The organism is Rhodococcus sp. GB-02, from assembly GCF_053470465.1.
The window spans coordinates 1249647-1272757 of record NZ_JBPUKE010000001.1; the positions used below are offsets into that span (position 1 = coordinate 1249647).

Here is a 23111-nt window from a genome sequence, read left to right on the forward strand (position 1 = left end):
TGTGTACCAAACCAAGCGATTGCTTGGTAAGTTAGCACACAAGCGGAGCCGACAAGCCCGAGCAGAGTGCAATAGGAGACAAAAATGAGTGGATTGGTCGACGGACGCGTAGTCATCATCACCGGGGCAGGTCGAGGTATCGGACGTGCGCATGCGTTGGCGTTTGCTGCTGAGGGCGCCAAGGTCGTCGTCAACGACATTGGTGCGGGTGCCGACGGTTCCGAGACCGGCGAAAGTCCGGCCGAGCAGGTTGTCGCGGAGATCATCGCTGCGGGTGGCCAGGCAGTGGTCAACGGAGACGACGTCGCCGACTGGGCGGGTGCCGAAAATCTGATCAAGACCGCGATCGACACCTTCGGTGGTCTGGACGTACTCGTCAACAACGCAGGCTTCCTGCGTGACCGCATGCTCGTCGGCATGAGCGAAGGCGAGTGGGACGCGGTAATCCGTGTGCACCTCAAGGGGCATTTCGCGCCATTGCGTCACGCTGCTGCCTACTGGCGCGGCGAAGCCAAGGCCGGCAAGACTGTGGGCGCACGCATCATCAACACCAGTTCGGGTGCAGGACTGCAGGGTTCGATCGGCCAGGGCAACTACGCCGCGGCGAAGGCCGGCATCGCCGAGATGACCATCCAGGCCGCCGCCGAGCTCAAGAACTACGGCGTCAGTGTCAACGCGATCGCGCCTGCTGCGCGCACGCGCATGACCGTCGGTGCCGGCGGGGCGATGGCTGAGTCGATGGAGGCTCCAGAAGAGGGCTTCGACGCCATGGCTCCCGAGAACATCTCGCCGCTGGTCGTCTGGCTCGGAAGCACCGAGTCCAAGGACGTCACGGGCCGGGTATTCGAGGTAGAGGGCGGAAAGATCACCGTCGCGGAAGGCTGGCGTCACGGCCCGAGCGAGGACAAAGGTGACCGTTGGGACCCGAAGGAGATCGGGCCCGTCGTGGCAACGCTGTTGGAGAAGGCGGAGATTCCGACGCCGGTGTACGGGGCGTAGGGCCTTCGGCCCTGTGCGCCTTTTTGGTAGTGGGCACTACCGAAAAGGCGCACAGGGGCTTGCCCCTAAGCGGGCGCTCGAACCACCAATACAGTGCCGGGGAACTCTGCTGCGAGCTCGCGCCGGGAATGCTTCACGCAGGCGGTGCCGTACCCCTTCTTGCGGGACTCGGGTGCAATCCAGATCGCGACGTTGACCTCTTGGCCGTCGAGTTCGCCGAATACCAGGCCGACGCTCGTCGGGTTGTCGCCGGAGACGTCCTCGGCGACGAACCAGGCAGCGCTCTCGTCGTCGATGCGGCCGAGGCCACCTGTGCGCTCGGCTTCGATTCGATCCTCGCTCCACGGCTTGCCGTCTTCGTCGAGCTGCTCGCCCGAGCGAATCGTGAACAGCGACTTGTCTTCTGCGCTGTCGCTGAACGGACGCAGGCTGAAGTTCTGCCCACTGCTCGCGGGGCGATCAAGCGTCGTCCATTCGAGAGTTGCGTCGAGATTCTCCAGCTCGCCCTGGATGCGATCGCGTGCGGCCTTGGTGAGCGCACTGAACTTGAGGCTCAGAACTGCTTCGGCATTTGCTTCCGACGTGCCGAGGAGTTCCGCGACGGTGGTCAGTGCCTCCTGGTGGTCCTTGCTGTCGACCACTGCATCCAACACCTCGTGGCGACGCTCCAGCGCACGCACGAGTGCGGAAGTGATCTCGCGTCGGTCCAGGATTTGATCTTGAATATGCGTCGTCATATATGCGACTCCTTGCTGTGTTCGAGGCTCTGTCGAAACGCCGTGCGGACCGTACGAGTCAATAGTGCTCCAACTCGCCCGTTATGGCACGTGTTCAGCCTCCGGTGCGGCGAACGAGTCGTTCGTAGCGCTGGCGGGCGGCTTGAGTACTGCCGAGCCCGAGTCCGAAGGCAATGTCCTGCCAGGTCATGCCCCGTTCACGGGCAATTCCGAGGAACAGTGCTTCCAGCTGTTCCATTTCGGCTCGGGCCTTGGGAATCAGAGTCAACGCAGCCATGACGTCGGCGTCGTCGACTTCGGGTTCGTTCACCTCGGGTGTGTCGGTGCCGCCGGCAAGACGAGCCACGACGCGAACCGCGCCGTAGGGCTCGAGCATCTCCGGATGCGATTGCCGCGCGCGCTGGCTTTGGGTCGCGCCGTGGCGCTCGCTGATCCGAAAGAGTCCGGCGTACTCGCGATGTGAGCGTTCGCGGCCGGAATCGATCGGTCTGAACTGGTCATCGGTCATGAAGCCAGGGTGGCACGAGCCCGGATCGATGTAAACGTTTTGTTGTAAACGAATTGTTTAGTTTGTCAGTGGCTCACACACGATGACGGGAATGACGCGGTCCGTCCAGGCCTGATAGTTGTCGAAATCCGGATACATCGCGGTCAACTTCGGCCACAGCCGAGCGCGCTCGTCCTCGGTTGCAACGCGGGCTTTCATCGAGCGGATCCGAGACTTGATCTGCACCGTCACCACCGGATCCGCCTTGATGTTGAGGTACCACATCGGATTCTTCGGAAGACCGCCTTGCGACGCCACCAGAATCACGTCGTCGCCGTCCTCGAGGAACAGCAATGGACTGATTCGCTCCTCGCCGGATTTGCGACCGGTAGTGGTGAGCAGGCAGATCGGCAGCCCGCGTGGGAACGCGCTGCCGACCCGCCACTTGCTACCCAGCCTCCCGTCGGTGGCGCGATACATGGCGACGTTTGCCTTCGACATCCATTTGATGAACTTGACCGTCACCGGGGCGTCGAGTCCCTTGGGTTTTGCTGGGGGAGTAGTCATCTCAGATTCGCTCGATGATAGTTCCGGTGGCCAGCGCGCCGCCGGCGCACATCGTGATCAGAGCCGTCGAGCCGTTGCGACGCTCCAGTTCGTGCAGTGCGGTGGTGATCAGTCGAGAGCCCGTGCTGCCGACCGGATGGCCCAGAGCGAGTGCGCCGCCGTTGACGTTGACGTTGTCGAAGTCAGGTTCGTGGACCTGGGCCCAGGACAGTGCGACGGATGCGAATGCTTCGTTGATCTCGAACAGGTCGAGGTCGCCGATCTTCATTCCACTCTTCTCCAGAACGCGGCTGGTTGCCTGCACCGGTCCGTCGAGGTGGAACTCCGGTTCCGAGCCGACCAGGGCCTGAGCGATGATGCGGGCGCGTGGCTTCAATCCGAGCGCGCGAGCCTTGTCCTCGTCCATGAGCAGGACTGCGGCCGCACCGTCGGAGATCTGGGAAGACGTTCCGGCCGTGTGAATTCCGCCTTCGAGGACGGGCTTCAGGCGGGCTAGGGACTCGGCCGTCGTATCGCGCAGGCCCTGATCGCGATTGACGAGCTTGGTCTCGCCCGTGAGGTTTCCTTCCTTGTCGACCTGGGGCGCCGAGAGTTCGAGTACCTCTCGGTCGAAGCGCCCTTCCTCCCAAGCCTGCTTGGCCAGTGCCTGCGAGCGGACACCGAGAGCTTCGACGTCGTCGCGAGTCAGTCCGCGTCGGCGCGCGATGCGTTCTGCAGCCTCGAACTGGTTGGGCATGTCGATGTCCCACGTAGCCGGCCGACGCGGTCCGGCCTGGTCACCCACGTTGGCGCCGAGGGGAACCTGGCTCATCGCTTCGATGCCGCAGGCGATGCCGGCATCGATGGCGCCGGTGGCGATCAGTCCGGCGATCAGATGGTTCGCCTGCTGGGCCGAACCGCACTGGCAGTCCACGGTCGTTGCCCCCGTCTGCCACGGCAGACCGGCGTGCAACCAAGCAGTGCGCGTGATGTTGTTGGACTGAGCGCCGGCCTGGGTGACGCAGCCGCCGATCACCTGCTCGATCAACAACGGGTCGATTCCCGACCGGTCGAGAACTCCCTTTTGTGCAGCTCCGAGGAGTTCGGCGGCGTGCAGACCGGCGAGCCAACCTCCGCGCTTGCCGATCGGTGTACGGACAGCCTCGACGATTACTGGTGTGCCCACAGCGGGCTCCTTTCCTTGTAGTGAAAAAGTAGAACAGGTTCTCTGCGGGAAGCAAGACCTGCCGACGTTTCCTTTCCTAGTAAGCAGGCTTGTGTTTCAATGAGAGTAGAACGTGTTACACATCACGGATCCCCATCACCCCTGTGATGAAAAGGCTTAGGGCAGGAGACATCAGTGGCACAGCCCGCATTCCCCGAGGGAATCGACTTCACGGACCCCGACATCTACGCAGAACGTATGCCGTTCGAGGAGTTCGCCGAACTCCGGAAGACGGCCCCCGTGTGGTGGAATCCGCAGCCCCCGGAAATCGGCGGATTCCAGGACGAGGGCTTCTGGGTGGTCACCCGTCATGAAGAGGTCAAGGAGGTCTCGCAGCGAAGCGACATCTTCTCGACTCACGAGAACACTGCGATTCCTCGCTTCGCTGACGACATCCCGCGTGAGAACGTCGAGATGCAGCGCTTCATCCTCATCAACAAGGACGCCCCGGAGCACACCAAGCTTCGCAAGCTGGTTTCGCGTGGATTCACCCCGCGAGCTATCAACAGCCTGCGCGAAGAACTGACCGAGCGCGCCGAAAAGATCGTCACGACTGCGGCTGCCGGTGGTGCCGGAGACTTCGTGGTTCAGGTCGCGTCCGAACTTCCGTTGCAGGCAATCGCCGAGCTTCTCGGTGTGCCGCAGGAAGATCGAATGAAGCTCTTCGACTGGTCCAACCAGATGACGTCCTACGACGACCCCGAGTTCGACATCGACCCGCAGGCAGCGTCGATGGAGATTCTGGGATACGCGTACCAGATGGCGGATCAGCGCAAGAAGTGTCCCGCCGATGACATCGTCACCAAGCTCATCGAAGCTGACATCGACGGAAATGAGCTCTCCCCAGAGGAATTCGGCTTCTTCGTGATTCTGCTTGCGGTCGCGGGTAACGAGACCACTCGTAATGCCATCACACACGGCATGGTTGCCTTCCTCGACAATCCCGACCAGTGGGAGCTGTACAAGAAGGAACGTCCGAAGACTGCGGCCGACGAGATCGTTCGTTGGGCCACCCCGGTGACGTCTTTCCAGCGCACCGCGCTCGAAGACACCGAACTCGGCGGACAGAAGATCAAGAAGGGCGATCGCGTCGTGATGATGTACGCGTCGGCCAACTTCGACGAAGACGTCTTCGAGAACCCCACGAAGTTCGACATCATGCGTGACCCCAACCCGCACCTCGGATTCGGTGGCACCGGTGCGCACTTCTGCATCGGCGCCAACCTGGCTCGTCTCGAAATCGATCTGATATTCAACGCGATCGCCGATCACCTACCCGACATCACCAGGCTCGGCGATCCCCGTCGCCTGCGCTCGGGCTGGCTCAACGGCATCAAAGAGTTTCAGGTTGATTACAAGACATCGGGCTGCCCGGTCAAACACTGATCCGGACATATACTGACCTGATAACCGGCGAGTAGGTTCTGTGTAGCTTTTCGGGAGTTGCCTCGGCACTCTCGAACATGCAGAACTACAGTAGACGTTCCGGGGGCCACTAGTTGGCAACCTGGAACTGCGGCGGCGTCTGCGGGATCCCTCATCTCCCGTAGGCGCCGCCGTTTGTAGTTCAGCCGCCGTATGGTTTGGTGATCGCTTCGAGGAAGTGGCCCGACGGGTCGAGGAAGTAGACCCCACGCCCACCGTCGTTGGTGTTGAATCCGGTACTCGACTGGCGCGGATCGGCCCAGTGATCAAGTTTCAAGGCTTGTATGCGCTGGTAGATGCCGTCGAAGTCGTCTTCGGAGACGAGGAAGGCGTAGTGCTGAGACGGCACCTCCACGCCCTCTTCCACTTGCGCGAAGTCCAACGTCACGCCGTGATCGAGTTCCACGCCGAGAAAGTAGCCGGCTTCGACAGGGCCCGGTAGACCGAACATGTGAGTGAAGAACCACGCAGACTCTTGTCGGTCTTTTGCGGCGATGATGGTGTGATTGAACGAAATGGTCATAAGTGACCCCTTGCAGTACGACGCCTCCATGCCTGACGCAGTCCGTCATCGACACGCGACGTTGGAAACCAGGAAACCATTCCGAGGTTCTCGGTGCAAGTACCACTGCCGAATTCGATTGCGACGAGAGCGGCCCCGGTCACTGACCGGGGCCGCTCTCGTATTGGGGTTCTCAGGCTTTGCGTGCGGTCTTCATCGCGCGGTCCACTTCCCAGAATGCTCGAAGCGACGCGATCTTGCCGTCGTCGTTCACCCGGTAGACGAACACACCCTCGGCGTCGATGATCGAGCCGCCGATGGTCGTACGGATCTTGCCGATGTTGACGTTCTCGTTGCCGCACACCAGGGAATCGTCGATCAGAAATTCGAGCTTGTCCGCGTTGGCGATCGTCATGTCGTAGAACTTCGAGATCGCCTCGCGCCCGTGATGCCCCTTGCCGTCCGGGTCGAAGCCCGACGGCCCGACCGGATCCTCCACCCAACCGTCCTCGGCGAAGAGGTCCAGCCAGGCTTCCTTGTTCTTGCCACTCGCTGCGGCGCGCGAAGCGTTACCCGCGACGCGAGCGGGGTGTTCGTCAGTCATCGCGGCTCCTCAGTTGATGTACTGCTCGGCGAACTTGCGCATTGAATTCTGCTTTGCCTCCAGTGGGGCATCGAATCCGATTCCGTCGAAAACCCAAGGCACGGTGATGATGTCCGTGACACCGGCGTCTTCGAGTTCGGCGTAGCCGTCCTTGCCGAAACGATCGATGCACACTGTCTGGATTTCGAACGGCTCGTTCTCGCGGCCGTACTCGGCACGCAGTTCACGCAGTCGTGCGATGACACCAACCAGATCGTCGAACTTGATCATCGCCGACGTCCAACCGTCGCCCACGCGCGCAGCCCGCTTGAGTGCGACCTCGGTGTGGCCGCCGACGTAGAACGGAACCGGCTTGGTGGGAGCCGGACTCATCTGCAGGCGATCGAAATCGAAGAACTCGCCGTGATACTCGACCATGCCGCCGCCCAGAATCAGTTTGAGGACGTCGATCATCTCGTCCACTCGGGCGCCGCGACGCTTGTACGGCGCGCCGCACCACTCGAACTCTTCCGGAGCCCAACCGATTCCGACACCGAAGCCGAAACGGTTGTTCGTCAGTGCCGCTACTGATCCGACCTGCCGCGCGAGCAGGACCGGGTTGCGGCTACCGAGCTTGAGTACCTGGGTGTAGAACTCGATCTTCTCGGTCACCGCGCCCATCGCGGCCGCGGCGATCAGCGGATCGACCCAGGGGGTCTCGGCGTTCCACATCCGAGACCCGTCCGGGGTGTACGGGTAATCCGCCGCCTGCGTTTCCATGAAGAACAGTGAATCGGGGAGAGCGATCGACGAAAAGCCGCATTCCTCGGCCGTTTTGGCGATACCGGCTAACTGGTCCAAGGGGTTCATGGCAACCCCGACGGTGTACTTCATCTTCGTCCTCTTCCTGATCGGCGTGTGTGCTGCTGTTACGTGGTGGGACGTTCGGAGCCGACGACCCACATCGAGAAGTACTGCGAGCCACCGCCGTAGGCATGGCCGAGGGCCTTGCGAGCATCGGCCACCTGGTGATCGCCGGCGCGGTGCATGACCTGCATCGCCGACTCGGCAAAACGGATCATGCCCGAGGCACCGATCGGGTTGGAGGAGAGAACACCGCCCGAGGCATTGACCGGGAGCTTGCCGCCGATCGCGGTTTCGCCCGCCTCGGTCAGCTTCCAGCCCTGGCCTTCCTCCGTGAAGCCGAGGTTCTCGAGCCACATCGGCTCGAACCACGAGAACGGGACATAGATTTCGGCGCAGTCGATCTCGTTCAGCGGATCGGTGATTCCCGCTGACTTCCACAGTGCTGCTGCGGCGTCACGGCCGGCTTGCGGATTGACCTGATCGCGTCCGGCATAGAAGGTCGGCTCGGTGCGCATGGCCGTCGCGTGGATCCACGCCACCGAACGACCCTCGGCCTCGACCTGTGCGGCCGCTTCCTCGTTGCCGATCACCAAAGCGCACGCGCCGTCCGAGGACGGGCAGGTCTCGTCGTAGCGGATCGGGTCCCAGAGCATCTGCGATGCCTGCACCGATTCGAGAGTGATGTCCGGCTGCCGCAAGTGCGCATAGGGATTGAGGCTGCCGTTGAGTCGATCCTTCACCGCGACGAGGTAGCCGATGTGCTCCGGTGCGCCCGATCGCCGAATGTACGAACGGACGTGCGGGGCGAAGTATCCACCGGCACCGGCGCCGACGGGCATGTTGAACGGAACCGGTACGGACAGCGCCCACATTGCGTTCGACTCGGACTGCTTCTCCCAGGAAACTGTCAGAACCCGCTTGTGGACTCCGGATTTGACCAGGCTCGAGGCGACGATAGCCGTCGAACCGCCCACCGAGCCGGCTGTGTGAACACGCAGCAACGGCTTTCCGTTGGCGCCCAGTGCATCCGACATGGCGAGTTCGGGCATCATCGAACCCTCGAACAAGTCGGGGGCCTTTCCGATGACGACGGCGTCGATGTCGTCCCAGCCGACGTTGGCGTCGAGCATCGCGGCGTCGATGGCTTCACGGACCAAGCCCGCCATCGAGACGTCATGGCGCTTTGCGACGTAGTGAGTTTGGCCGGTGCCGAGCACGGCCGCGAGTTGAGGCGTTCCGGCCATCAGTTCCGTCCCTCCAAGACTGCTACCAGGTTCTGCTGCAGCACAGGGCCGCTTGTTGCATGGGCCAGAGCGCGATTCGCCTGACCGTCGAAGATTGCCTTGGCGGCGTGGCCGATTCGTTCCAGACCACCGGCGAACAGTGGGTTGCCGCTGAGCGGACCGCCGGACGGGTTGATCGTGGTGGCGTCGGTCAGGCCGATCGCTTCCTTCAAGATCAATTCCTGGTGAGTGAACGGTGCGTGCAGTTCGGCGACGTCGATGTTGCCGACCTCGCCGCCCGTTGCCGCCTTGGCTGCCGACGTAGTGGACGGCGACGTGGTCAGGTCACGTGCACCCAGGTTGGGGGAGTCGATGCGATGCTCGAGTCCGGTGATCCACGCCGGCCGCTCGCAGAGATCGCGGGCGCGGTTACCCGAGGCCAGGACGATTGCTGCCGCGCCGTCGGTAATAGGCGCACAATCGTGTGCGCGCAACGGATCTGCGAGGAAGGGGCTGGCGAGAAGTGCCTCGATGTCGACCTCGCCCGCGAGCTGAGCCTTCGGATTGCTCAGCGCGTGACGACGGCTGCGAGCGGCAACCTCCGCCATGTCCTCTTGCGTCCACTTACCCGCGTCGAGTCCGAGCCGGGCTTGAAGTCCGGCGATCGAGACGGAGTCTGGCCACAGCGGCGTCACGAGGTACGGATCGAGTTGCATGGACAGGATCTTGCGCAGGTGCCCGGCGGAGGACTTGCCGAAGCCGTACACCAGCGCGGTCTCGACCTCGCCGGTCAAGATCTTGATCCACGCTTCGTAGAAGGCCCACGCAGCGTCCATCTCGACGTGAGATTCGTTGATGGGCGGGACTGCTCCGATTGAGTCTATGGCCGAGATGAAGGAAAATGCTCGCCCGGCCAGGTAATCGGAAGATCCGGAGCACCAGAAGCCGACGTCAGACTTGGTGATTCCCAGATCGCTGTAGAGCTGCTGGAAGCACGGGACGAGCATCTCGACGCCGTTGGTGGTGCCGTTGGTTTCGCGGACGTGGGGTGCCTGAGCAAAGCCCACGACTGCGATGTCTGCAGAAGTCATTTCAGGAGCCTCACAGGTGGTGTTGGAAGGTGGAGTACTCGGCGTCGGGTTCACCTGTCGGCCGGAAGTATTCGATGTTCTCGAGGGTGTAACCCCACTCTTCGCGAGGCTTCCACTTGGCTTCGACACGCATGCCCATCCGTACGTCCGCGGCATCACATTCGAGAATCAAGTGCAGGAACGGAATATCGGCCCCGTCGAGGAGCACGTAGGCGGCCACGTAGGGCGGTTTGATTCGCTGCCCGAGGAACGGGACGTTGACGATGCAGAAGGTGGTGACAATTCCCTTGTCCGGCAGTTCGATCTGCTCGCTCGTCGGCTTCCCGTTGGTGGGATTCGCGCCGCGTGGTGGGATGTAGATCTTGTCTTCGGGTCCGCTGCGACCACCGATAAGCTTGCCTTCTGCGAGACCACGGAGGTAGAAGCTCTCCTCGGCCGAAGCGGAATGCATGAAGTGCAGGTCGACAGGCGTCGTGATCATGGTGACAGGATCGGCGCTGGAATCGACTGTCGCGATTCCGTTTTCGCTCTCACCTGGTTCGAAGCACTCGATGTCCTTGATCTGCCCGATCCGCTCCGACGCCCAGCGAGCACGAACCCGCAGGCCGGTGCTGATGTCGTCGGGGGAGTCGACGTCGACTGCGTGGAGCATCGACGTGTCCGCGCCGTCGAGCTTGATCAGGGCCCACGCGAAAGGCTTCGTCAGTGGTTGACCCTCGATGGGTTCGGGCATCCACGTCCAACTCACGACCGTTCCGCCGTCGGAGACCCCGACGAAGTCGGTCAGTGGTTCGGCCGTGTCCGGATCGAATTCCGGTGGCGGCACGAAGACACGACCGGTCGACCCACGTGCGCCGATCACCTTGCGATCACGCAGGGCAGTCACGAACGCGCCGATGGTCGGTCCCGTCGATCTGGTGTAGTCGAAATGGAGATTCAATGGTGCGCTCAGGGGCTTGTCGGCCACCCCGCTCTTTCCGATGGTCACAAGATCGAGTAGAACAGGTTCTAGAGATTGTGGCAAGAGTCACTTCTGATCACCGGCAATGTGGAGGCCTGCGATGAAGCTTGGGTTGCAACTCGGATACTGGGGCGCACAGCCGCCGGCAAACGCCCCGGAACTGATCGAGGCCGCAGAAGGCGCGGGATTCGACGCGGTCTTCGCGGCGGAGTCCTGGGGATCGGACGCATTCACCCCGCTCGCCTGGTGGGGATCTCGGACCGAGAACGTCCGGCTCGGTACTTCCGTCGTACAGATTTCGGCGCGAACACCGACCAGCTGTGCCATGCACGCGCTCACTCTCGATCACCTCAATGGTGGGCGAACGATCCTCGGGCTCGGCGTATCCGGACCGCAGGTCGTCGAAGGTTGGTACGGCCAGCCGTTCGAGAAGCCGCTCGCGCGCACCCGCGAATACGTTTCGATCGTGCGCCAGGTTCTCGCCCGTGAAGCGCCCGTCACCAGTCCCGGCCCCCACTACCCTCTGCCGTATGCGGGACCGGGCAGTTCGGGACTTGGCAAGCCGCTCAAGCCCATTACGCACCCGCTGCGTGCGGACATCCCGATCTGGCTCGGCGCTGAAGGGCCGAAGAACGTCGCGCTCGCTGGTGAAATCGCCGACGGCTGGCTGGCGATCTACTACACCCCGCGCCTGGCCCCGATGTACAACAAGTGGCTCGACGAAGGCTTTGCTCGAGCCGGGGCCCGTCGCAGTCGCGAAGACTTCGAGGTGGCCGCCACGTGCCAGGTCATCGTGACTGACGATCGCGCCGCTGCCATCGCCGCTCTCAAGCCGATGACCGCCCTCTACGTCGGCGGAATGGGCGCCCCGGAGTTGAACTTTCACGCGCAGGTCTACAAGCGGATGGGCTACGAGAAGGAGGTCGACGAGATCGGTCGCCTCTTCATGTCGGGCCGCAAGGACGAAGCTGCTGCCGTCGTCCCCGACGAGATGGTCACCGAGACCATGATCATCGGCAACGTCGACGAGGTGCGCGCAGACGTGAAGCGTTGGGAGGAAGCCGGAGTCACGATGCTGCTGGTGACCTGCCGCGACGCCGACCATGTGCGAGAGCTCGCGGCCGCGGTGGGTGGTTGAGCGGGACCCCGCCTTTTTCGAGCGGGAGGCCCCCTTTTTTCGAGCGAACGGCACGTTCAGCGCATCTGAGGCGCTCAACGCGCCTTTCGCTCGCCGAAAGTTATCCACAAGGCCGCCAAAACCCCAGGTCGCCGCCGGAGCCCGCGCTGCTACTCGAGTCATGCTGCAACCATGCGGCGAGGAACGTGGGGCGATGATCTGGACGCGATCTACCGCGTCAGTCGAAGCGGAGTGATCCGAACGGCCGAGTTGGCGCGATTGGGCGTGTCAAACTCCGCCGTGCACAGCCGGTGTCGAGTGGGCGGACCCTGGCAGCGCATATTGCCAGGAGTCATCCTGCTCCGAAATGGTCAACCCACGCCACGTCAACGATCGATCGCTGCGCTCATGTTGTGCGGTGACGAGTCCCTGCTGACCGGGCGATCTGCCATGGCGGAGTACGGATATCGAACGCACTCCGGGGATGTGCAGGTGCTCATCCCCATCGACCGTCGAGTTCAATCGGTTGGGTTCGTCACGGTGGAGCGCACTATTCGACTGCCCGAGCCGGAGATTCGCAACGGTCTGCGCTGTGCCCCGCTGCCGCGGGCGCTACTCGACGCTGCGAGGCGGTGCAAGTCCCTCGATCCCACACGGGCACTCATTGCCGAGGTCGTTCAGCGCGGCGACGTCTCGGTGCGCGAACTTGCGAAGGAACTCGAGGCGGGTAGCAGTCGGGGTTCCGCGCTACCTCGGGTCGTGTTGCGCGAAGTGAACGCAAACGTCCACTCGGTTCCGGAGGTTCACGCGCGAAAACTGTGGCAGCGCAGCGGACTGCCGGAAATGTTGTTCAACCATGAGATCCGGGATGCGAAGGGAGACTTCGTCGCAATTCCGGACGGATGGATCGATTCGGTTGCCTTCGCGTGGGACATCGACTCGTTGGAATGGCATGCCGCGCCGACGGACTACAGGCGCACGGTGGAACGCCGGACGCGTATGCAGAATGCGGGAATCATCGTGTTGCCGACGGTGCCCAGTGCACTGCGATCGGACCCTGATCGCGTGATCGAGGACCTTCGTGCGCACTACAGATTGGCGCAATCACGTCCCCGGCCGCAGGTGTTCGCGAGGTCGAGGTGGGCGAAAATGGACGAAACCGGCTGAGCGAAAGTGCCTTTCGGTGCACTGAAGGCGCCGAAAGGTACGTTCGCTCGACAAGGGGGTGGGTTAGACGCCCTTGAACTGGGGCGCTCGCTTCTCTCCGAACGCCCGCGGGCCCTCCTTGGCGTCGGCGCTCATGAACACCTTCATGCCCAACTGTGCGTCGATCTGGAAGGCCTCTTCCTCGTGCATGCCCTCGGTGTCGCGGATGGTCTTGAGTATCGCCTGCACGGCGAGGGGGCCGTTTGCACTGATCAGGTCCGCGAGCTCCAGCGCCTTGTCGAGGGCCTGACCGTCCGGGACGACGTGGCCGATGAGCCCGATCTCCTTGGCCTCCGGAGCCTTGATGTGACGGCCGGTGAGCAGGATGTCCGCTGCGATCGTGTACGGAATCTGGCGCACCAGACGCACCGCGGATCCGCCGAGTGGGAAGAGCCCCCACTTGGCTTCGGAGACGCCGAACTTGGCGCTCTCACCCGCGACACGGATGTCGGTTCCCTGCAGGATTTCGGTTCCGCCGGCGATGGCTGCACCCTCGACGGCGGCGATGAGCGGCTTGGTCAACCGGCGACCCTTGAGGAGGCCTTCGATCTTGGACATGTCGACGCCGCCGCCGGCGAAGGAATCTCCCGGCGGCTTGGCGGACATGTTCTTGAGGTCGGCGCCGGCGCAGAAGTCGCCGCCCGCCCCGGTGAGGATGGCGACGCGGATCTCGGGGTCGTTGTCGACCTGGTCCCAGGCATCGACCATGATCGCCATCATCTCGCCGGTGATGGCGTTCTTACGCTCGGGGCGGTTCATGGTCACGATGAGGACGTGACCGCGCTTCTCCACGAGGCAATGCGGCGCGGTTTCCGAAATGTCTGATTTTTCGGTCGTCGAAGTGGACACTGATGGCTCCTGGCGGGTCTGTGAGCTGGCTCTCAAATTGGGTCTTGCCAGAAACGGTAACACGTTCTACTTTGATCTCGTGGCCCTTAACATCGCAGACTTCGTAGAGCACGCAATCGACCTCGTTCCGGACCGCGTTGCGCTGGTCTCGGACAATCGCGAGTCGACTTATGCGCAGTTGGAGGACCGGGCGAATCGCCTCGGTCACTACCTGCGTGAACATGGCGTTCAACCGGGTGACAAGGTCGGCATTTACTGCCGGAACGTCATCGAGGCGATCGAGGCCATGGTCGCCGTTTTCAAAATCCGGGCGGTGATGGTCAACATCAACTACCGGTACGTCGAGAACGAGTTGCAGTACATCTTCGACAACTCCGACATGGTTGCGCTCATTCACGAGCGCCGCTACTCGGACAAGGTCGCGAACGTCCTGCCGAACACTCCCAAGGTCAAGTCCGTCATCGTGGTCGAGGACGGCACCGATCTGGACTTCAGCGCTTTCGGCATCGGCTACGAGGACGCGCTCGCACAGAGTTCGGGTGAGCGCGATTTCGAAGATCGCAGCAACGACGACATCTTCATGCTCTACACCGGCGGCACGACCGGTAGCCCCAAGGGCGTCATGTGGCGTCACGAGGACTGGTGGCGTGTGCTCGGCGGCGGCATCAACTTCGTCACCGGAGTCCCGGTCGAGGACGAGTACGAGATGGCGAAGGTCGGCGCTGCCAACCCGAGCATGATCCGCTACCCGATCCCCCCGATGATTCACGGCGGCTCTCAGTCGGCGGTGTTCCACAGCCTCTTCGGCGGCGGAACCTGTTTGATGCACCCGGAGTTCGACGCCCACGAGGTGTGGCAGAACATCGACAAGCACAAGGTCAACCTGATCTTCATCACGGGCGATGCAATGGGCCGCCCGATGCTCGACGCACTGATTGCCGGAAACCCGGAGACCGGTGAGCCGTACGATCTTTCGACGCTCTACGTGATGGCCAGCAGTGCTGCCCTCTTCTCGCCGAGCATCCAGGAGCAGTTCCTCGAACTGCTGCCCAACCGCCTGCTGACCGACTCCATCGGAGCGTCCGAGACCGGCTTCGGCGGACTGGCAGTATTGAGCAAGGGGCAGAAGCACACCGGCGGTCCGACGGTCAAGATCGACGCCTCCACAACGGTTCTCGACGATGACGGCAACGAGGTCGAACCCGGATCGGGCAAGCGCGGCATGCTCGCTCGCAGGGGCAACATTCCGCTCGGTTACTACAAGGACGAGGTCAAGACGGCCGAAACCTTCCGCACCATCAATGGCGTTCGCTACTCGATCCCCGGCGACTACGCGCAGGTCGAAGCCGACGGCACGGTCACGATGCTCGGCCGCGGTTCGGTGTCCATCAACAGCGGCGGCGAGAAGGTGTACCCGGAAGAGGTCGAGGGCGCTCTGAAGGCGCACCCGGACATCTTCGACGTGCTGGTGGTCGGTATCCCCGACGACCGGTTCGGTCAGCGAGTTGCCGCAGTGGTTCAGGTACGCGAAGGCACGTCGCCGACGCTGCACGACATCGCCACCGCAGCGCGCAAAGAGATTGCCGGATACAAGGTTCCGCGCAGCGTGTGGTTCGTGGACCAGATCAAGCGCAATCCGGCAGGCAAGCCCGACTACCGCTGGGCGAAAGCCGAGACGGAATCGCGCGAGGCTGACGATCACAACGGAAACGGCGCTCCTGTGGCGTCACCGGCAGAAAGCGTGGAAGCCTGATGCGTTCGGATCTCGCCGACAAGTTCGGCATCGAATACCCGATCTTCGGATTCACTCCTTCCGAGCACGTCGCGGCCGCCATCAGTCGCGCAGGCGGTCTGGGCGTTCTCGGTTGCGTCCGGTTCAACGACCCGGAAGAGCTCGAAGCCGCACTGACGTGGATGGACGAGAACACCGACGGTAAGCCGTACGGCGTCGACATCGTCATGCCGGCCAAGGTGCCGACCGAGGGCGGCGCCGTCGACCTCGACAAGCTGATTCCGGAGGAGCACCGCGCCTTCGTCAACCGCACGCTCGACGAACTGGGTGTGCCGCCGCTTTCCGACGACGTCGAGCATGCAACCGGCGTACTGGGATGGCTTCACTCGGTGGCGCGGTCACACGTCGATGTTGCTCTGGGACACCGGATCGCGTTGATTGCGAACGCGCTGGGATCGCCGCCGAAGGACGTCATCGATCAGGCGCACGAGAAGGGCGTGCCGGTGGCAGCACTGGCCGGTGCCGTCGAGCATGCACGTCGTCACGTCGCGAACGGCGTCGACATCGTGATTGCTCAGGGCTACGAGGCCGGCGGTCACACCGGCGAGATTGCGTCGATGGTTCTGGTTCCGGAAATCGTTGATGCACTAGGTGATTCGGCTGCCGTGCTGGCTGCCGGCGGTATCGGCAGCGGCCGTCAGGTGGCTGCTGCACTCGCGCTCGGTGCGTCCGGAGTGTGGATGGGCTCGTACTGGCTCACCACGTCCGAATACAAACTCGGCAGTGCGTCGGGCGAAGGCCCGTCCGCTATTCAGCGTGCACTGTTGGGCGCGACGTCGGCCGACACCGTACGTTCGCGCATCTACTCGGGTAAGCCCGCTCGGTTGCTCAAGACCAAGTGGACGGAAGCCTGGTCGAACCCGGGAGCACCGGCGCCCTTGCCGATGCCGCTGCAGAACCTACTGGTCAGTGATGCTCATCAGAGAATCGCTGCATCGGAGAACCCGGAAGTTGTGGCAATGCCCGTCGGTCAGATCGTGGGACGGATGAACGAGATCCGCCCGGTCGCCGAGGTCATGGCAGAGCTGGTGTCAGGGTTCGAGGACGCGCGAACCCGACTGGATTCGATGAAGTAGTAGATGACACGTGCGTATGCCCTCGGCCGAGTTTCGGTCGAGGGCATACGTCGTTTCAGCCGGCGAGGTCGTCGGGTCCGACGCTGTCCGACAACCATTCTCCGCGGCTGAGAACACCGTCGTCGCGGCGGCGTGCGATCACGAAAATGACCAGGGCGGCGGCGAGGACAACTGCGAGAACGCGCGAAGGCGTCAGATTCGGGTTCTTCATACCCGTAATTTTGCCGGAAGAACGGGCGCAATGGTGAGGCAGCGGAGCAAAATCACGGTGTTTCGGAACTGCGGTGCTGTGAAATTGCTGCGCTTCGGCAGCATGAAGGCCGGCGTTTCGCTCGCGTAGGCCACCGATGTGCACGTTGAGAGTGTGCGCCGCCTCGACTGGGCCCTGGCAGCGGTGTGCCCGGGATCGGTCCTCCAACTGCATCCACATGCGAGCGTGGTGATCGACGAGGCGGCGGCATCACAGTTTCGGCTCACCGAGTTCGACAAGACGGTGTCGGCGCACAAACCGCTTGCTCAGCACTACTGAGATATTGGGACTAGACGGGCTCTCGCGTCTTTTCGAGTCCGAGTGCCATTTCGGGAGTGAGTAATTGGAAGTCGGATTCTCCGCGCCGTCGGATCCACACCGGATCGGAGGTGTTCCAGCGTTCGGCGCTCTGCGTTCGAGTGACCACCTTGAACGTCGCCGTTCTCGGGAACTCACTGCACACTCGGATCAAGGTCGGCTTCTGCTTCGGCCCGAGTTCCGGCCGGGAATCGATGTATTCGGCGACGGCTACCGGGTCGAAGTTGTCGACATCGCCGACCGGAATCACCGACGCCATGACGCGGTCGCCGACGTCGCTGTCGGGGACTGCGTACACGGACACCTGCGCGAAGCCCGGGTAACCGACCAGGGAGCGTTCGATGGGTGCGGCGCCGATGTTCTCGCCGTCCACTCGCAGCCAACCGGAACTGCGTCCCGCGAAGTAGACATAACCGTCGACGTCGGTGTACGCCAGATCGCCACTCCAATACTGGCCGTTGCGCATTCGCTCGGCGTCGGCTTCCGGGTTCTTGTAGTACCCGGCGAACGTGCCTGGACCGGTGACATTGACCAGTTCACCAGTTGCCTCGTCGGCGTTGGTGATCCGGCCGTCGGCGTCGAAGACTGCAGGTGGGCATGGTGCTCCGGTCTCGGGATCAAGAATCTTGACGCCGTCCGGGAGCAGTCCGAGGGCACCGGTCCGCGGAACCGGCGCGGCGGAGATCGAAATGCCGCCCTCGGTGGAACCGAATCCGTCGATGACGCGGGCGTCGAAACGTCGGACGAAGGTGGCGATGGCGGGAGCCGAACCCTCGTTGCCGTACATGATCTTCAAGGTGTTGTCCCGCTCGTTCGGCACCGCGGGGGTGGACGCGATGAAGGACAACGGCTTTCCGACGTAGTTGGAGTACGTGATTCCGTACTTGTGAACGTCGGGCAGAAAACCCGAAGCGGAGAACTTGCGTCGCATGGCAATTCCCGCACGAGCGTGCAGCGCGACCGTCCACGCCGCCATCATGGCGTTGGAATGGAACATGGGCATCGCCATGTAGACGACGTCGTCGGCGCCGAGCCCGAAACGATCGGCAAGCATGACTCCGGGAGAGGCCAACTTGTGGTGCGTGCACCGAACCGCTTTGGGATCACCGCTTGTTCCGGAAGTGAAAATGAGCATCAACAGATCGTCGGGCTGCGCCGTCGACGCGTAGGCCGGCGTATCGGCGAAGGGCGCCAACAACTCCGTCCAGGCCGGAGAATCCACGTTGATCACCCGGACATCACGGAGATCGACGTCGTCGAGTAGGTGTGCCTGGTTGTTCTCGGTGAAGATCACCTGGCAGTCGGAGAGCGCAATGTCTCGCGCCAGTGCCGGTCCGCGCCTGGTCGTGTTCAGTCCGGCTGCAACCGAACCCGAGAACGATGCCGCGCCGAGCAGTAGTGAGAACTCGGGGACGTTCTCCATCAGAAGACCGAAATGCCTGGGGCGCGTTCGATCGAGCAGCGTGTCCAGCAGCGCTGCTCGATCGAACGAGCCTTGAACGTGCTCGCGCCAGGTGATGACCTGGTCCTCGAAACGGATACCGCGGTCGTCGATCTCGCTGACTCCGAGGAGTAGATCGGAAACAGTGGGGCTCTGACTCATAGCTGCATCATCATCGATTCGTCTCGGACCAGGTCATGGATTTCCACTCGGTGGGACGCACTCAGGCAGGGACTGCGGCAAGTACCTTGCCGAGCGCGCGAAGCTGATCTGTTGCGTTGCCGAGCAGGAACTCGTGATGCTTGGCCGCGAGGAAGTAGCGGTGAACCGGATGGTCCTCGTCCAGACCTACACCGCCGTGAACGTGAACCGCAGTGTGCCCGACGCGGTGTCCCGCATCTGCAGCCCAGAACTTCGCCGTCTGTACAGCGCCGTCGGACGGAAGTCCTTCGCTCAGACGCCACGCGGCAGCCCACAGAGTCAGACGAACGCCCTTGACGTCGATGTATCCGTCTGCGAGGCGCTGGGCCACGGCCTGGAAACTACCGATCGGACGACCGAACTGCACACGCTCGGTGGCATATTCGGCGGTCAGCTTCAACGCTTGATCGAGCACCCCGTACTGGTAGGCGCTCGAACCGAGCTGAATTCGCTCGACGATCCACGCTGCGATGTCCGATCCCTGGGCAACCGAGCCGAGAACACGATCGGCCGGGATTTGCACCGATTCGAATTCGACGAGACCCGCACTCGAGAAATCTGTGGTCGATTGCCTGGTAATGCTCACGCCCGCGTCCGACGGTTCGACGAGGAAGACCGCGACACCGTCCTCGGTGATGGCGGGGACGAGGAACAGATCTGCGAGCGGCGCACTGTCGACGGTGATCTTCGCGCCGTCGATGCGCCAACCGTCGGCGGTCTTCTCGGCACGCGTGACGGGGTGGGCCGGGTCGTCGTTGTATTCCTCGGCGAGGGCCGCGGTGAGTATCTTCTCGCCGGCGGCGGCAGCGCTCGCCCATTCGTCTCGCTGTTGGTCCGAGCCGAATTCCGCTATCGCTGCGGCGGATCCGACGATGGACGTCAAGAACGGAACGGCTGCAACACCGCGTCCGAGTTCGGCCAGGATGCTGCACTGCTCGAGGACACCGAATCCGTCTCCGCCGACCGACTCCGGAAGGGCCGCACCGAGGACGCCGGCCGAGGCCAGAGCGTTCCACAAGATGGCGTCGAAGCGGTCTTCCGCGGCGTCGAGTTCACGAAGGCGATCGTTGGTGACCAGTTCGGTGACGACGGATCGTGTCAGTCCGGACAGGTCCTGCTGGGCCTCGGTAAGGGTGAATTCCATGATCGTTGGTCCTTATCGCTTCGATGCGGGAAGCCGCAGAGCTGTCATGCCGATGATGTCGCGTTGCACTTCGTTGGTACCGCCGCCGAACGTCAGGATCAGCGAAGAACGATGCATGCGTTCGATGCGTCCGCGTAGAAGAGCGCCGGGGGAGTTCTGCCTGATCGTGGCGGAAGATCCCAGAATCTCCATGAGCAAGCGGTAAGCCTCGGTGGCGAATTCGGTACCGAACACCTTGTTGGCCGACGCCGCTTCGGGACCAGGAGCGTGATCGGTTGCGGAGGCGATTTCCCAGTTCATCAACTTCAGGTACTCGGCCTTGGCGTGCACACGCGCCAGATTGATCTGCACCCATTCCTGGTCGATCATGCGTCGGCCGTCGGGCAGTTTGGTGTTCTGTGCCCACTCGCGGACCTCACGCTGCGCGGTCAGAATCGGTCCGGCCGAGGTGAGGGCAACGCGCTCGTGGTTGAGCTGATTGGTGATCAGTGCCCAGCCGCCGTGTTCCTGACCCACAATCGACGACGCCGGGACGCGTACGTCCTGGTAGTAGGTGGCGCTGGTGTCGGGACCGGCCATGGTGTGAACCGGGGTGTAGGAGAAGCCTTCTGCCGTGGTGGGGACGATCAGCATGCTGATTCCCTTGTGCTTCTTGGCTTCCGGATCGGTTCGGCACGCCAACCACACGTAGTCGGCGTACTGGATCAGGCTGGTCCACATCTTCTGCCCGTTGACGACGTAATCGTCGCCGTCGCGGACGGCCGACGTGCGCAGCGACGCCAGGTCGGTACCGGCCTCGGGCTCGGAGTACCCGATCGCGAAGTGGAGCTCACCTCGGGAGATCTTGGGCAGGAAAAACGCCTTCTGCTCGTCCGTGCCGAAATGCATGATTGTGGGCGCTACGGAGTTGATCGTCAGGAACGGCACGGGCGCCCCGGCGATGGCAGCTTCGTCGGTGAAGATCAGCTGGTCCATCGCGGAGCGTTCCTGTCCGCCGTACTCTTTCGGCCAACCCAGGGTGAGCCAGCCGTCCTGGCCCATCTGCGCGACGACTTCGCGGTACACATTGCCTTCGCCGTACTCACCCGTCGTGGCGGCGAGTGCTTCACGCCGTTCGGGAGTCATGAGTTGTGCGAAGTAGGCACGCAACTCCTCCTGGAGCTGTTGCTGCTCAGGGGTGTAGGTGATGTGCATGGTTACCTCTCCATAGAGATACGAATCAAAGCGTCAACCATTCGATTGACACGGGTTCTATCGATGCGTACATCGGCGACAAGGGGCGCCTTCGCTGTGTCCAGCGGATCGTTCGACGTCCGTTCTCGGGACTTTTTCGAATCATTGCACACGACTGAAACAGGTTCTAGTGTTATCGCCAGGAACGGTGTGCGGCACAGCCCTGCGGCACTCGTTTCGTATCCGTGTTCGTGCCAGTAGTTGTGAGTAGAGAAGAGGAATCGCCATGGAGGTCAGGGTTGATCTGGACCGTTGCGAGGCAAACGGTGTGTGCGTCGGGATCGCCCCCGATATTTTCGACCTCGACGACAACGAGGAGCTCGTGATCAGTTCCGTACGTCCGCCGGAGGATCGCTGGGAAGATGTCCGTTCCGCGATCGCTCAGTGCCCGCGTGCGGCGCTGACCGAACATCCGTGACGATGGTTGCCCAAAACAAGAACACGTTCTAAAGTTGCGAACTCGTGGGTCACGGCAATCGAGCCGGGTAACTCGACACACGACCGCAAAGAACCGGGAGAGCGCTTCGATGAATGCTGTGAACAGCCCAGAAACCAGTCTCGAAGGCAAGGTCGCCATCGTGACCGGTGCCGGATCGGGGCTCGGAAAGTTCGAGGCCATCGGTCTGGCGAAGGCCGGTGCGTCGTTGGTCGTCAACGATCTGGCCCCGAACGAGGCCGTCGAAGCAACACTCGAGGAGATCCGGGGCCTCGGCGCCAAGGTCGAATTCGTGGCAGGCAACGTCGGTGAGCGTTCTACTGCCGACGCACTGATGGAAGCAGCGCAGGGGCAGTTCGGCAGTGTCGACATCGTCGTCAACAATGCCGGCGTCGTGCGTGACCGGATGCTGTTCAACATGTCCGACGAAGACTGGGATCTGGTACTCGAGGTTCACCTTCGAGGCCATTTCCTCTTGTGCCGCAACGCCGCTGCCTACTGGCGGGCGAAATCGAAGGAAGCCGGTGCGCCGGTGTACGGGCGCATCGTCAACACCTCTTCGGAGGCGGGCCTCCTCGGACCGGAAGGGCAGCCCAACTACGGCGCTGCAAAAGCCGGAATCACGGCGCTGACGTTGTCGGCCGCACGTGGGCTCTCGCGCTACGGCGTTCGTGCCAACGCGATCTGCCCGCGGGCGAGGACGTCGATGACCGAAGGCGTGTTCGGTGACGCACCGACCGACGGTATCGATCCGCTCTCACCCGAGCACGTGGCGTCGCTCGTTTCGTACCTGGCATCACCGGCGGCCGACGCCGTCAACGGTCAGGTATTCGTGGTGTACGGCCCGATGGTTGCGCTGATGGCGGCGCCCGTCGTCGAGCAGAGGTTCGACGCAGACGGCGATTCCTGGTCTCCGGAAGCGCTGTCCGCGGTGATGGGTGACTATTTCGCAGGCCGTGACCCGGCAAAGATGTTCTCGGCGTCAGCGGCCCTGCGAGCGCTGGGCTGATTGGTGCGTGCGACACGTAGGACCGTTGTTCATACTTAGGCGGGTCTACGTGTCCACTTCCTGGTAGAAATAGCGTGTTCACGAGTCGGTGAGCGCGGTAATCCGCCTGCGTTCTGTAAAGAGACCAACGGTCTCGAAAAAACTGGACTGTGTTCCAATTTTGCATTCCTGTGAATGATGCGATATTCGATCGACGTGCCCGGACAAGGCTGTCGCGATAATGGGTCTCGATCCGACACCGAGAAGCGCTGATCATTCAAAAGTATTAACTTCCAGGATATTTCGGCGAAAATTCCACCGAAAAGGGATGCTTCCCATGGTCCGAATACTCGGGTTTCGGATCGGCGCCCTGAGGCTACTTCTTAGAGTTGGACACTTGTTTTTGACAGGTGA

Annotated in this window: 24 protein-coding genes; 9 read left to right on the forward strand and 15 right to left on the reverse strand. The window is 62.5% G+C overall.

From position 1 onward, the window contains the following. The first annotated feature begins 84 nt into the window (after positions 1–84). Positions 85–999, forward strand: coding sequence for an SDR family oxidoreductase (locus ACSW29_RS05970; RefSeq protein WP_448276831.1), 915 nt, complete (start codon positions 85–87; stop codon positions 997–999). A gap of 65 nt (positions 1000–1064) precedes the next feature. On the opposite strand, the gene ACSW29_RS05975 is transcribed toward ACSW29_RS05970, so the two are convergent. The 4 genes from ACSW29_RS05975 to ACSW29_RS05990 all read right to left on the reverse strand — a co-directional run bounded on the left by ACSW29_RS05975 (position 1065) and on the right by ACSW29_RS05990 (position 3955). Next, the gene (locus ACSW29_RS05975; RefSeq protein ID WP_230814865.1) at positions 1065–1736 is read right to left on the reverse strand and encodes a GNAT family N-acetyltransferase; all 672 of its coding nucleotides are present in this window, start codon (positions 1734–1736) and stop codon (positions 1065–1067) included. 94 nt (positions 1737–1830) lie between these two features. Next, on the reverse strand, positions 1831–2244 hold the full coding sequence (locus ACSW29_RS05980; protein WP_230814866.1) for a DNA-binding protein: 414 nt from the start codon (positions 2242–2244) through the stop codon (positions 1831–1833). 57 nt (positions 2245–2301) lie between these two features. Next, positions 2302–2790, reverse strand: coding sequence for a nitroreductase family deazaflavin-dependent oxidoreductase (locus tag ACSW29_RS05985; protein WP_230814867.1), 489 nt, complete (start codon positions 2788–2790; stop codon positions 2302–2304). 1 nt (position 2791) lies between these two features. Next, complete coding sequence (locus ACSW29_RS05990) at positions 2792–3955, reverse strand: steroid 3-ketoacyl-CoA thiolase (protein ID WP_230814868.1); 1164 nt, start codon at positions 3953–3955, stop codon at positions 2792–2794. 174 nt (positions 3956–4129) lie between these two features. On the opposite strand from ACSW29_RS05990, the gene ACSW29_RS05995 reads away from it, so the two are divergent. Continuing rightward, a complete protein-coding gene (locus ACSW29_RS05995) occupies positions 4130–5380 on the forward strand; it encodes a cytochrome P450 (protein ID WP_211921484.1) in 1251 nt (416 codons plus the stop codon). A gap of 181 nt (positions 5381–5561) precedes the next feature. Here the strand turns inward: ACSW29_RS05995 and ACSW29_RS06000 are convergent, their stop codons facing one another. From ACSW29_RS06000 to ACSW29_RS06025, 6 genes are all read right to left on the reverse strand, one after another. Then, positions 5562–5972: a VOC family protein gene (locus ACSW29_RS06000; protein ID WP_374228013.1), complete on the reverse strand. Its 411-nt coding sequence runs from the start codon at positions 5970–5972 to the stop codon at positions 5562–5564. A 142-nt stretch (positions 5973–6114) separates the two neighbouring features. After that, positions 6115–6525, reverse strand: a complete 411-nt coding sequence (locus tag ACSW29_RS06005) for a nuclear transport factor 2 family protein (protein WP_230814870.1) — start codon at positions 6523–6525, stop codon at positions 6115–6117. A gap of 9 nt (positions 6526–6534) precedes the next feature. Further along, positions 6535–7398: a TIGR03619 family F420-dependent LLM class oxidoreductase gene (locus ACSW29_RS06010; protein WP_230814871.1), complete on the reverse strand. Its 864-nt coding sequence runs from the start codon at positions 7396–7398 to the stop codon at positions 6535–6537. Positions 7399–7433: 35 nt separating this feature from the next. Further along, entirely contained in the window at positions 7434–8615 is a 1182-nt protein-coding gene (locus tag ACSW29_RS06015) for a thiolase domain-containing protein (protein WP_448276832.1), read from the reverse strand. Then, positions 8615–9685: a thiolase domain-containing protein gene (locus ACSW29_RS06020; protein WP_448276833.1), complete on the reverse strand. Its 1071-nt coding sequence runs from the start codon at positions 9683–9685 to the stop codon at positions 8615–8617. Before ACSW29_RS06020 ends, ACSW29_RS06015 begins: the two co-directional genes overlap by 1 nt. 10 nt (positions 9686–9695) lie before the next feature. Further along, entirely contained in the window at positions 9696–10673 is a 978-nt protein-coding gene (locus ACSW29_RS06025; RefSeq protein ID WP_448276834.1) for a Zn-ribbon domain-containing OB-fold protein, read from the reverse strand. Between the two features lie 73 nt (positions 10674–10746). Between ACSW29_RS06025 and ACSW29_RS06030 the strand changes: the two genes are divergently transcribed. Together ACSW29_RS06030 and ACSW29_RS06035 are read left to right on the forward strand one after the other, a co-directional pair. Beyond that, the gene (locus tag ACSW29_RS06030) at positions 10747–11784 is read left to right on the forward strand and encodes an LLM class F420-dependent oxidoreductase (RefSeq protein ID WP_019746980.1); all 1038 of its coding nucleotides are present in this window, start codon (positions 10747–10749) and stop codon (positions 11782–11784) included. Positions 11785–11955: 171 nt separating this feature from the next. Next, positions 11956–12930, forward strand: a complete 975-nt coding sequence (locus tag ACSW29_RS06035) for a hypothetical protein (RefSeq protein WP_448276835.1) — start codon at positions 11956–11958, stop codon at positions 12928–12930. 63 nt (positions 12931–12993) lie between these two features. Here the strand turns inward: ACSW29_RS06035 and ACSW29_RS06040 are convergent, their stop codons facing one another. After that, a complete protein-coding gene (locus ACSW29_RS06040; RefSeq protein WP_007734275.1) occupies positions 12994–13818 on the reverse strand; it encodes a crotonase/enoyl-CoA hydratase family protein in 825 nt (274 codons plus the stop codon). Between the two features lie 79 nt (positions 13819–13897). Here ACSW29_RS06040 and ACSW29_RS06045 point away from each other — a divergent pair, with 79 nt between their 5' ends. Beyond that, on the forward strand, positions 13898–15571 hold the full coding sequence (locus ACSW29_RS06045) for an acyl-CoA synthetase (protein WP_317828340.1): 1674 nt from the start codon (positions 13898–13900) through the stop codon (positions 15569–15571). Continuing rightward, the gene (locus ACSW29_RS06050; protein ID WP_317828341.1) at positions 15571–16686 is read left to right on the forward strand and encodes an NAD(P)H-dependent flavin oxidoreductase; all 1116 of its coding nucleotides are present in this window, start codon (positions 15571–15573) and stop codon (positions 16684–16686) included. The genes ACSW29_RS06045 and ACSW29_RS06050 overlap by 1 nt, the downstream gene beginning before the upstream one ends. Positions 16687–16741: 55 nt before the next feature. On the opposite strand, the gene ACSW29_RS06055 is transcribed toward ACSW29_RS06050, so the two are convergent. After that, entirely contained in the window at positions 16742–16897 is a 156-nt protein-coding gene (locus ACSW29_RS06055; protein WP_230814877.1) for a hypothetical protein, read from the reverse strand. 153 nt (positions 16898–17050) lie between these two features. Between ACSW29_RS06055 and ACSW29_RS06060 the strand changes: the two genes are divergently transcribed. Beyond that, the gene (locus ACSW29_RS06060; protein WP_448276836.1) at positions 17051–17215 is read left to right on the forward strand and encodes a hypothetical protein; all 165 of its coding nucleotides are present in this window, start codon (positions 17051–17053) and stop codon (positions 17213–17215) included. 10 nt (positions 17216–17225) lie between these two features. Here the strand turns inward: ACSW29_RS06060 and ACSW29_RS06065 are convergent, their stop codons facing one another. The 3 genes from ACSW29_RS06065 to ACSW29_RS06075 all read right to left on the reverse strand — a co-directional run bounded on the left by ACSW29_RS06065 (position 17226) and on the right by ACSW29_RS06075 (position 21234). After that, the gene (locus tag ACSW29_RS06065; RefSeq protein ID WP_448276837.1) at positions 17226–18857 is read right to left on the reverse strand and encodes a long-chain-fatty-acid--CoA ligase; all 1632 of its coding nucleotides are present in this window, start codon (positions 18855–18857) and stop codon (positions 17226–17228) included. A 61-nt stretch (positions 18858–18918) separates the two neighbouring features. Then, the gene (locus tag ACSW29_RS06070; RefSeq protein WP_230814880.1) at positions 18919–20040 is read right to left on the reverse strand and encodes an acyl-CoA dehydrogenase family protein; all 1122 of its coding nucleotides are present in this window, start codon (positions 20038–20040) and stop codon (positions 18919–18921) included. A gap of 12 nt (positions 20041–20052) precedes the next feature. After that, positions 20053–21234: an acyl-CoA dehydrogenase family protein gene (locus ACSW29_RS06075; protein ID WP_230814881.1), complete on the reverse strand. Its 1182-nt coding sequence runs from the start codon at positions 21232–21234 to the stop codon at positions 20053–20055. Between the two features lie 265 nt (positions 21235–21499). Between ACSW29_RS06075 and ACSW29_RS06080 the strand changes: the two genes are divergently transcribed. Next, the gene (locus ACSW29_RS06080; RefSeq protein WP_007734330.1) at positions 21500–21691 is read left to right on the forward strand and encodes a ferredoxin; all 192 of its coding nucleotides are present in this window, start codon (positions 21500–21502) and stop codon (positions 21689–21691) included. 109 nt (positions 21692–21800) lie between these two features. Further along, positions 21801–22718 carry a 3-oxoacyl-ACP reductase gene (locus tag ACSW29_RS06085; RefSeq protein WP_230814882.1) on the forward strand — a complete coding sequence of 306 codons (918 nt, stop codon included), beginning with the start codon at positions 21801–21803 and terminating at the stop codon, positions 22716–22718. Positions 22719–23111 lie beyond the last annotated feature (393 nt).

What these genes read in the sequence shown, in the direction of transcription:
- ACSW29_RS06010 (WP_230814871.1), bottom strand. Translation starts at nt 7,398, where the DNA reads ATGAAGTACACCGTCGGGGTTGCCATGAACCCCTTGGACCAGTTAGCC.
- ACSW29_RS06050 (WP_317828341.1), top strand. Translation starts at nt 15,571, where the DNA reads ATGCGTTCGGATCTCGCCGACAAGTTCGGCATCGAATACCCGATCTTC.
- ACSW29_RS05985 (WP_230814867.1), bottom strand. Translation starts at nt 2,790, where the DNA reads ATGACTACTCCCCCAGCAAAACCCAAGGGACTCGACGCCCCGGTGACG.
- ACSW29_RS06015 (WP_448276832.1), bottom strand. Translation starts at nt 8,615, where the DNA reads ATGGCCGGAACGCCTCAACTCGCGGCCGTGCTCGGCACCGGCCAAACT.
- ACSW29_RS06080 (WP_007734330.1), top strand. Translation starts at nt 21,500, where the DNA reads ATGGAGGTCAGGGTTGATCTGGACCGTTGCGAGGCAAACGGTGTGTGC.
- ACSW29_RS06005 (WP_230814870.1), bottom strand. Translation starts at nt 6,525, where the DNA reads ATGACTGACGAACACCCCGCTCGCGTCGCGGGTAACGCTTCGCGCGCC.
- ACSW29_RS06065 (WP_448276837.1), bottom strand. Translation starts at nt 18,857, where the DNA reads ATGAGTCAGAGCCCCACTGTTTCCGATCTACTCCTCGGAGTCAGCGAG.
- ACSW29_RS06035 (WP_448276835.1), top strand. Translation starts at nt 11,956, where the DNA reads ATGCGGCGAGGAACGTGGGGCGATGATCTGGACGCGATCTACCGCGTC.
- ACSW29_RS05980 (WP_230814866.1), bottom strand. Translation starts at nt 2,244, where the DNA reads ATGACCGATGACCAGTTCAGACCGATCGATTCCGGCCGCGAACGCTCA.
- ACSW29_RS06085 (WP_230814882.1), top strand. Translation starts at nt 21,801, where the DNA reads ATGAATGCTGTGAACAGCCCAGAAACCAGTCTCGAAGGCAAGGTCGCC.
- ACSW29_RS06075 (WP_230814881.1), bottom strand. Translation starts at nt 21,234, where the DNA reads ATGCACATCACCTACACCCCTGAGCAGCAACAGCTCCAGGAGGAGTTG.
- ACSW29_RS05975 (WP_230814865.1), bottom strand. Translation starts at nt 1,736, where the DNA reads ATGACGACGCATATTCAAGATCAAATCCTGGACCGACGCGAGATCACT.
- ACSW29_RS06000 (WP_374228013.1), bottom strand. Translation starts at nt 5,972, where the DNA reads ATGGAGGCGTCGTACTGCAAGGGGTCACTTATGACCATTTCGTTCAAT.
- ACSW29_RS06070 (WP_230814880.1), bottom strand. Translation starts at nt 20,040, where the DNA reads ATGGAATTCACCCTTACCGAGGCCCAGCAGGACCTGTCCGGACTGACA.
- ACSW29_RS06055 (WP_230814877.1), bottom strand. Translation starts at nt 16,897, where the DNA reads ATGAAGAACCCGAATCTGACGCCTTCGCGCGTTCTCGCAGTTGTCCTC.
- ACSW29_RS05970 (WP_448276831.1), top strand. Translation starts at nt 85, where the DNA reads ATGAGTGGATTGGTCGACGGACGCGTAGTCATCATCACCGGGGCAGGT.
- ACSW29_RS06030 (WP_019746980.1), top strand. Translation starts at nt 10,747, where the DNA reads ATGAAGCTTGGGTTGCAACTCGGATACTGGGGCGCACAGCCGCCGGCA.
- ACSW29_RS06020 (WP_448276833.1), bottom strand. Translation starts at nt 9,685, where the DNA reads ATGACTTCTGCAGACATCGCAGTCGTGGGCTTTGCTCAGGCACCCCAC.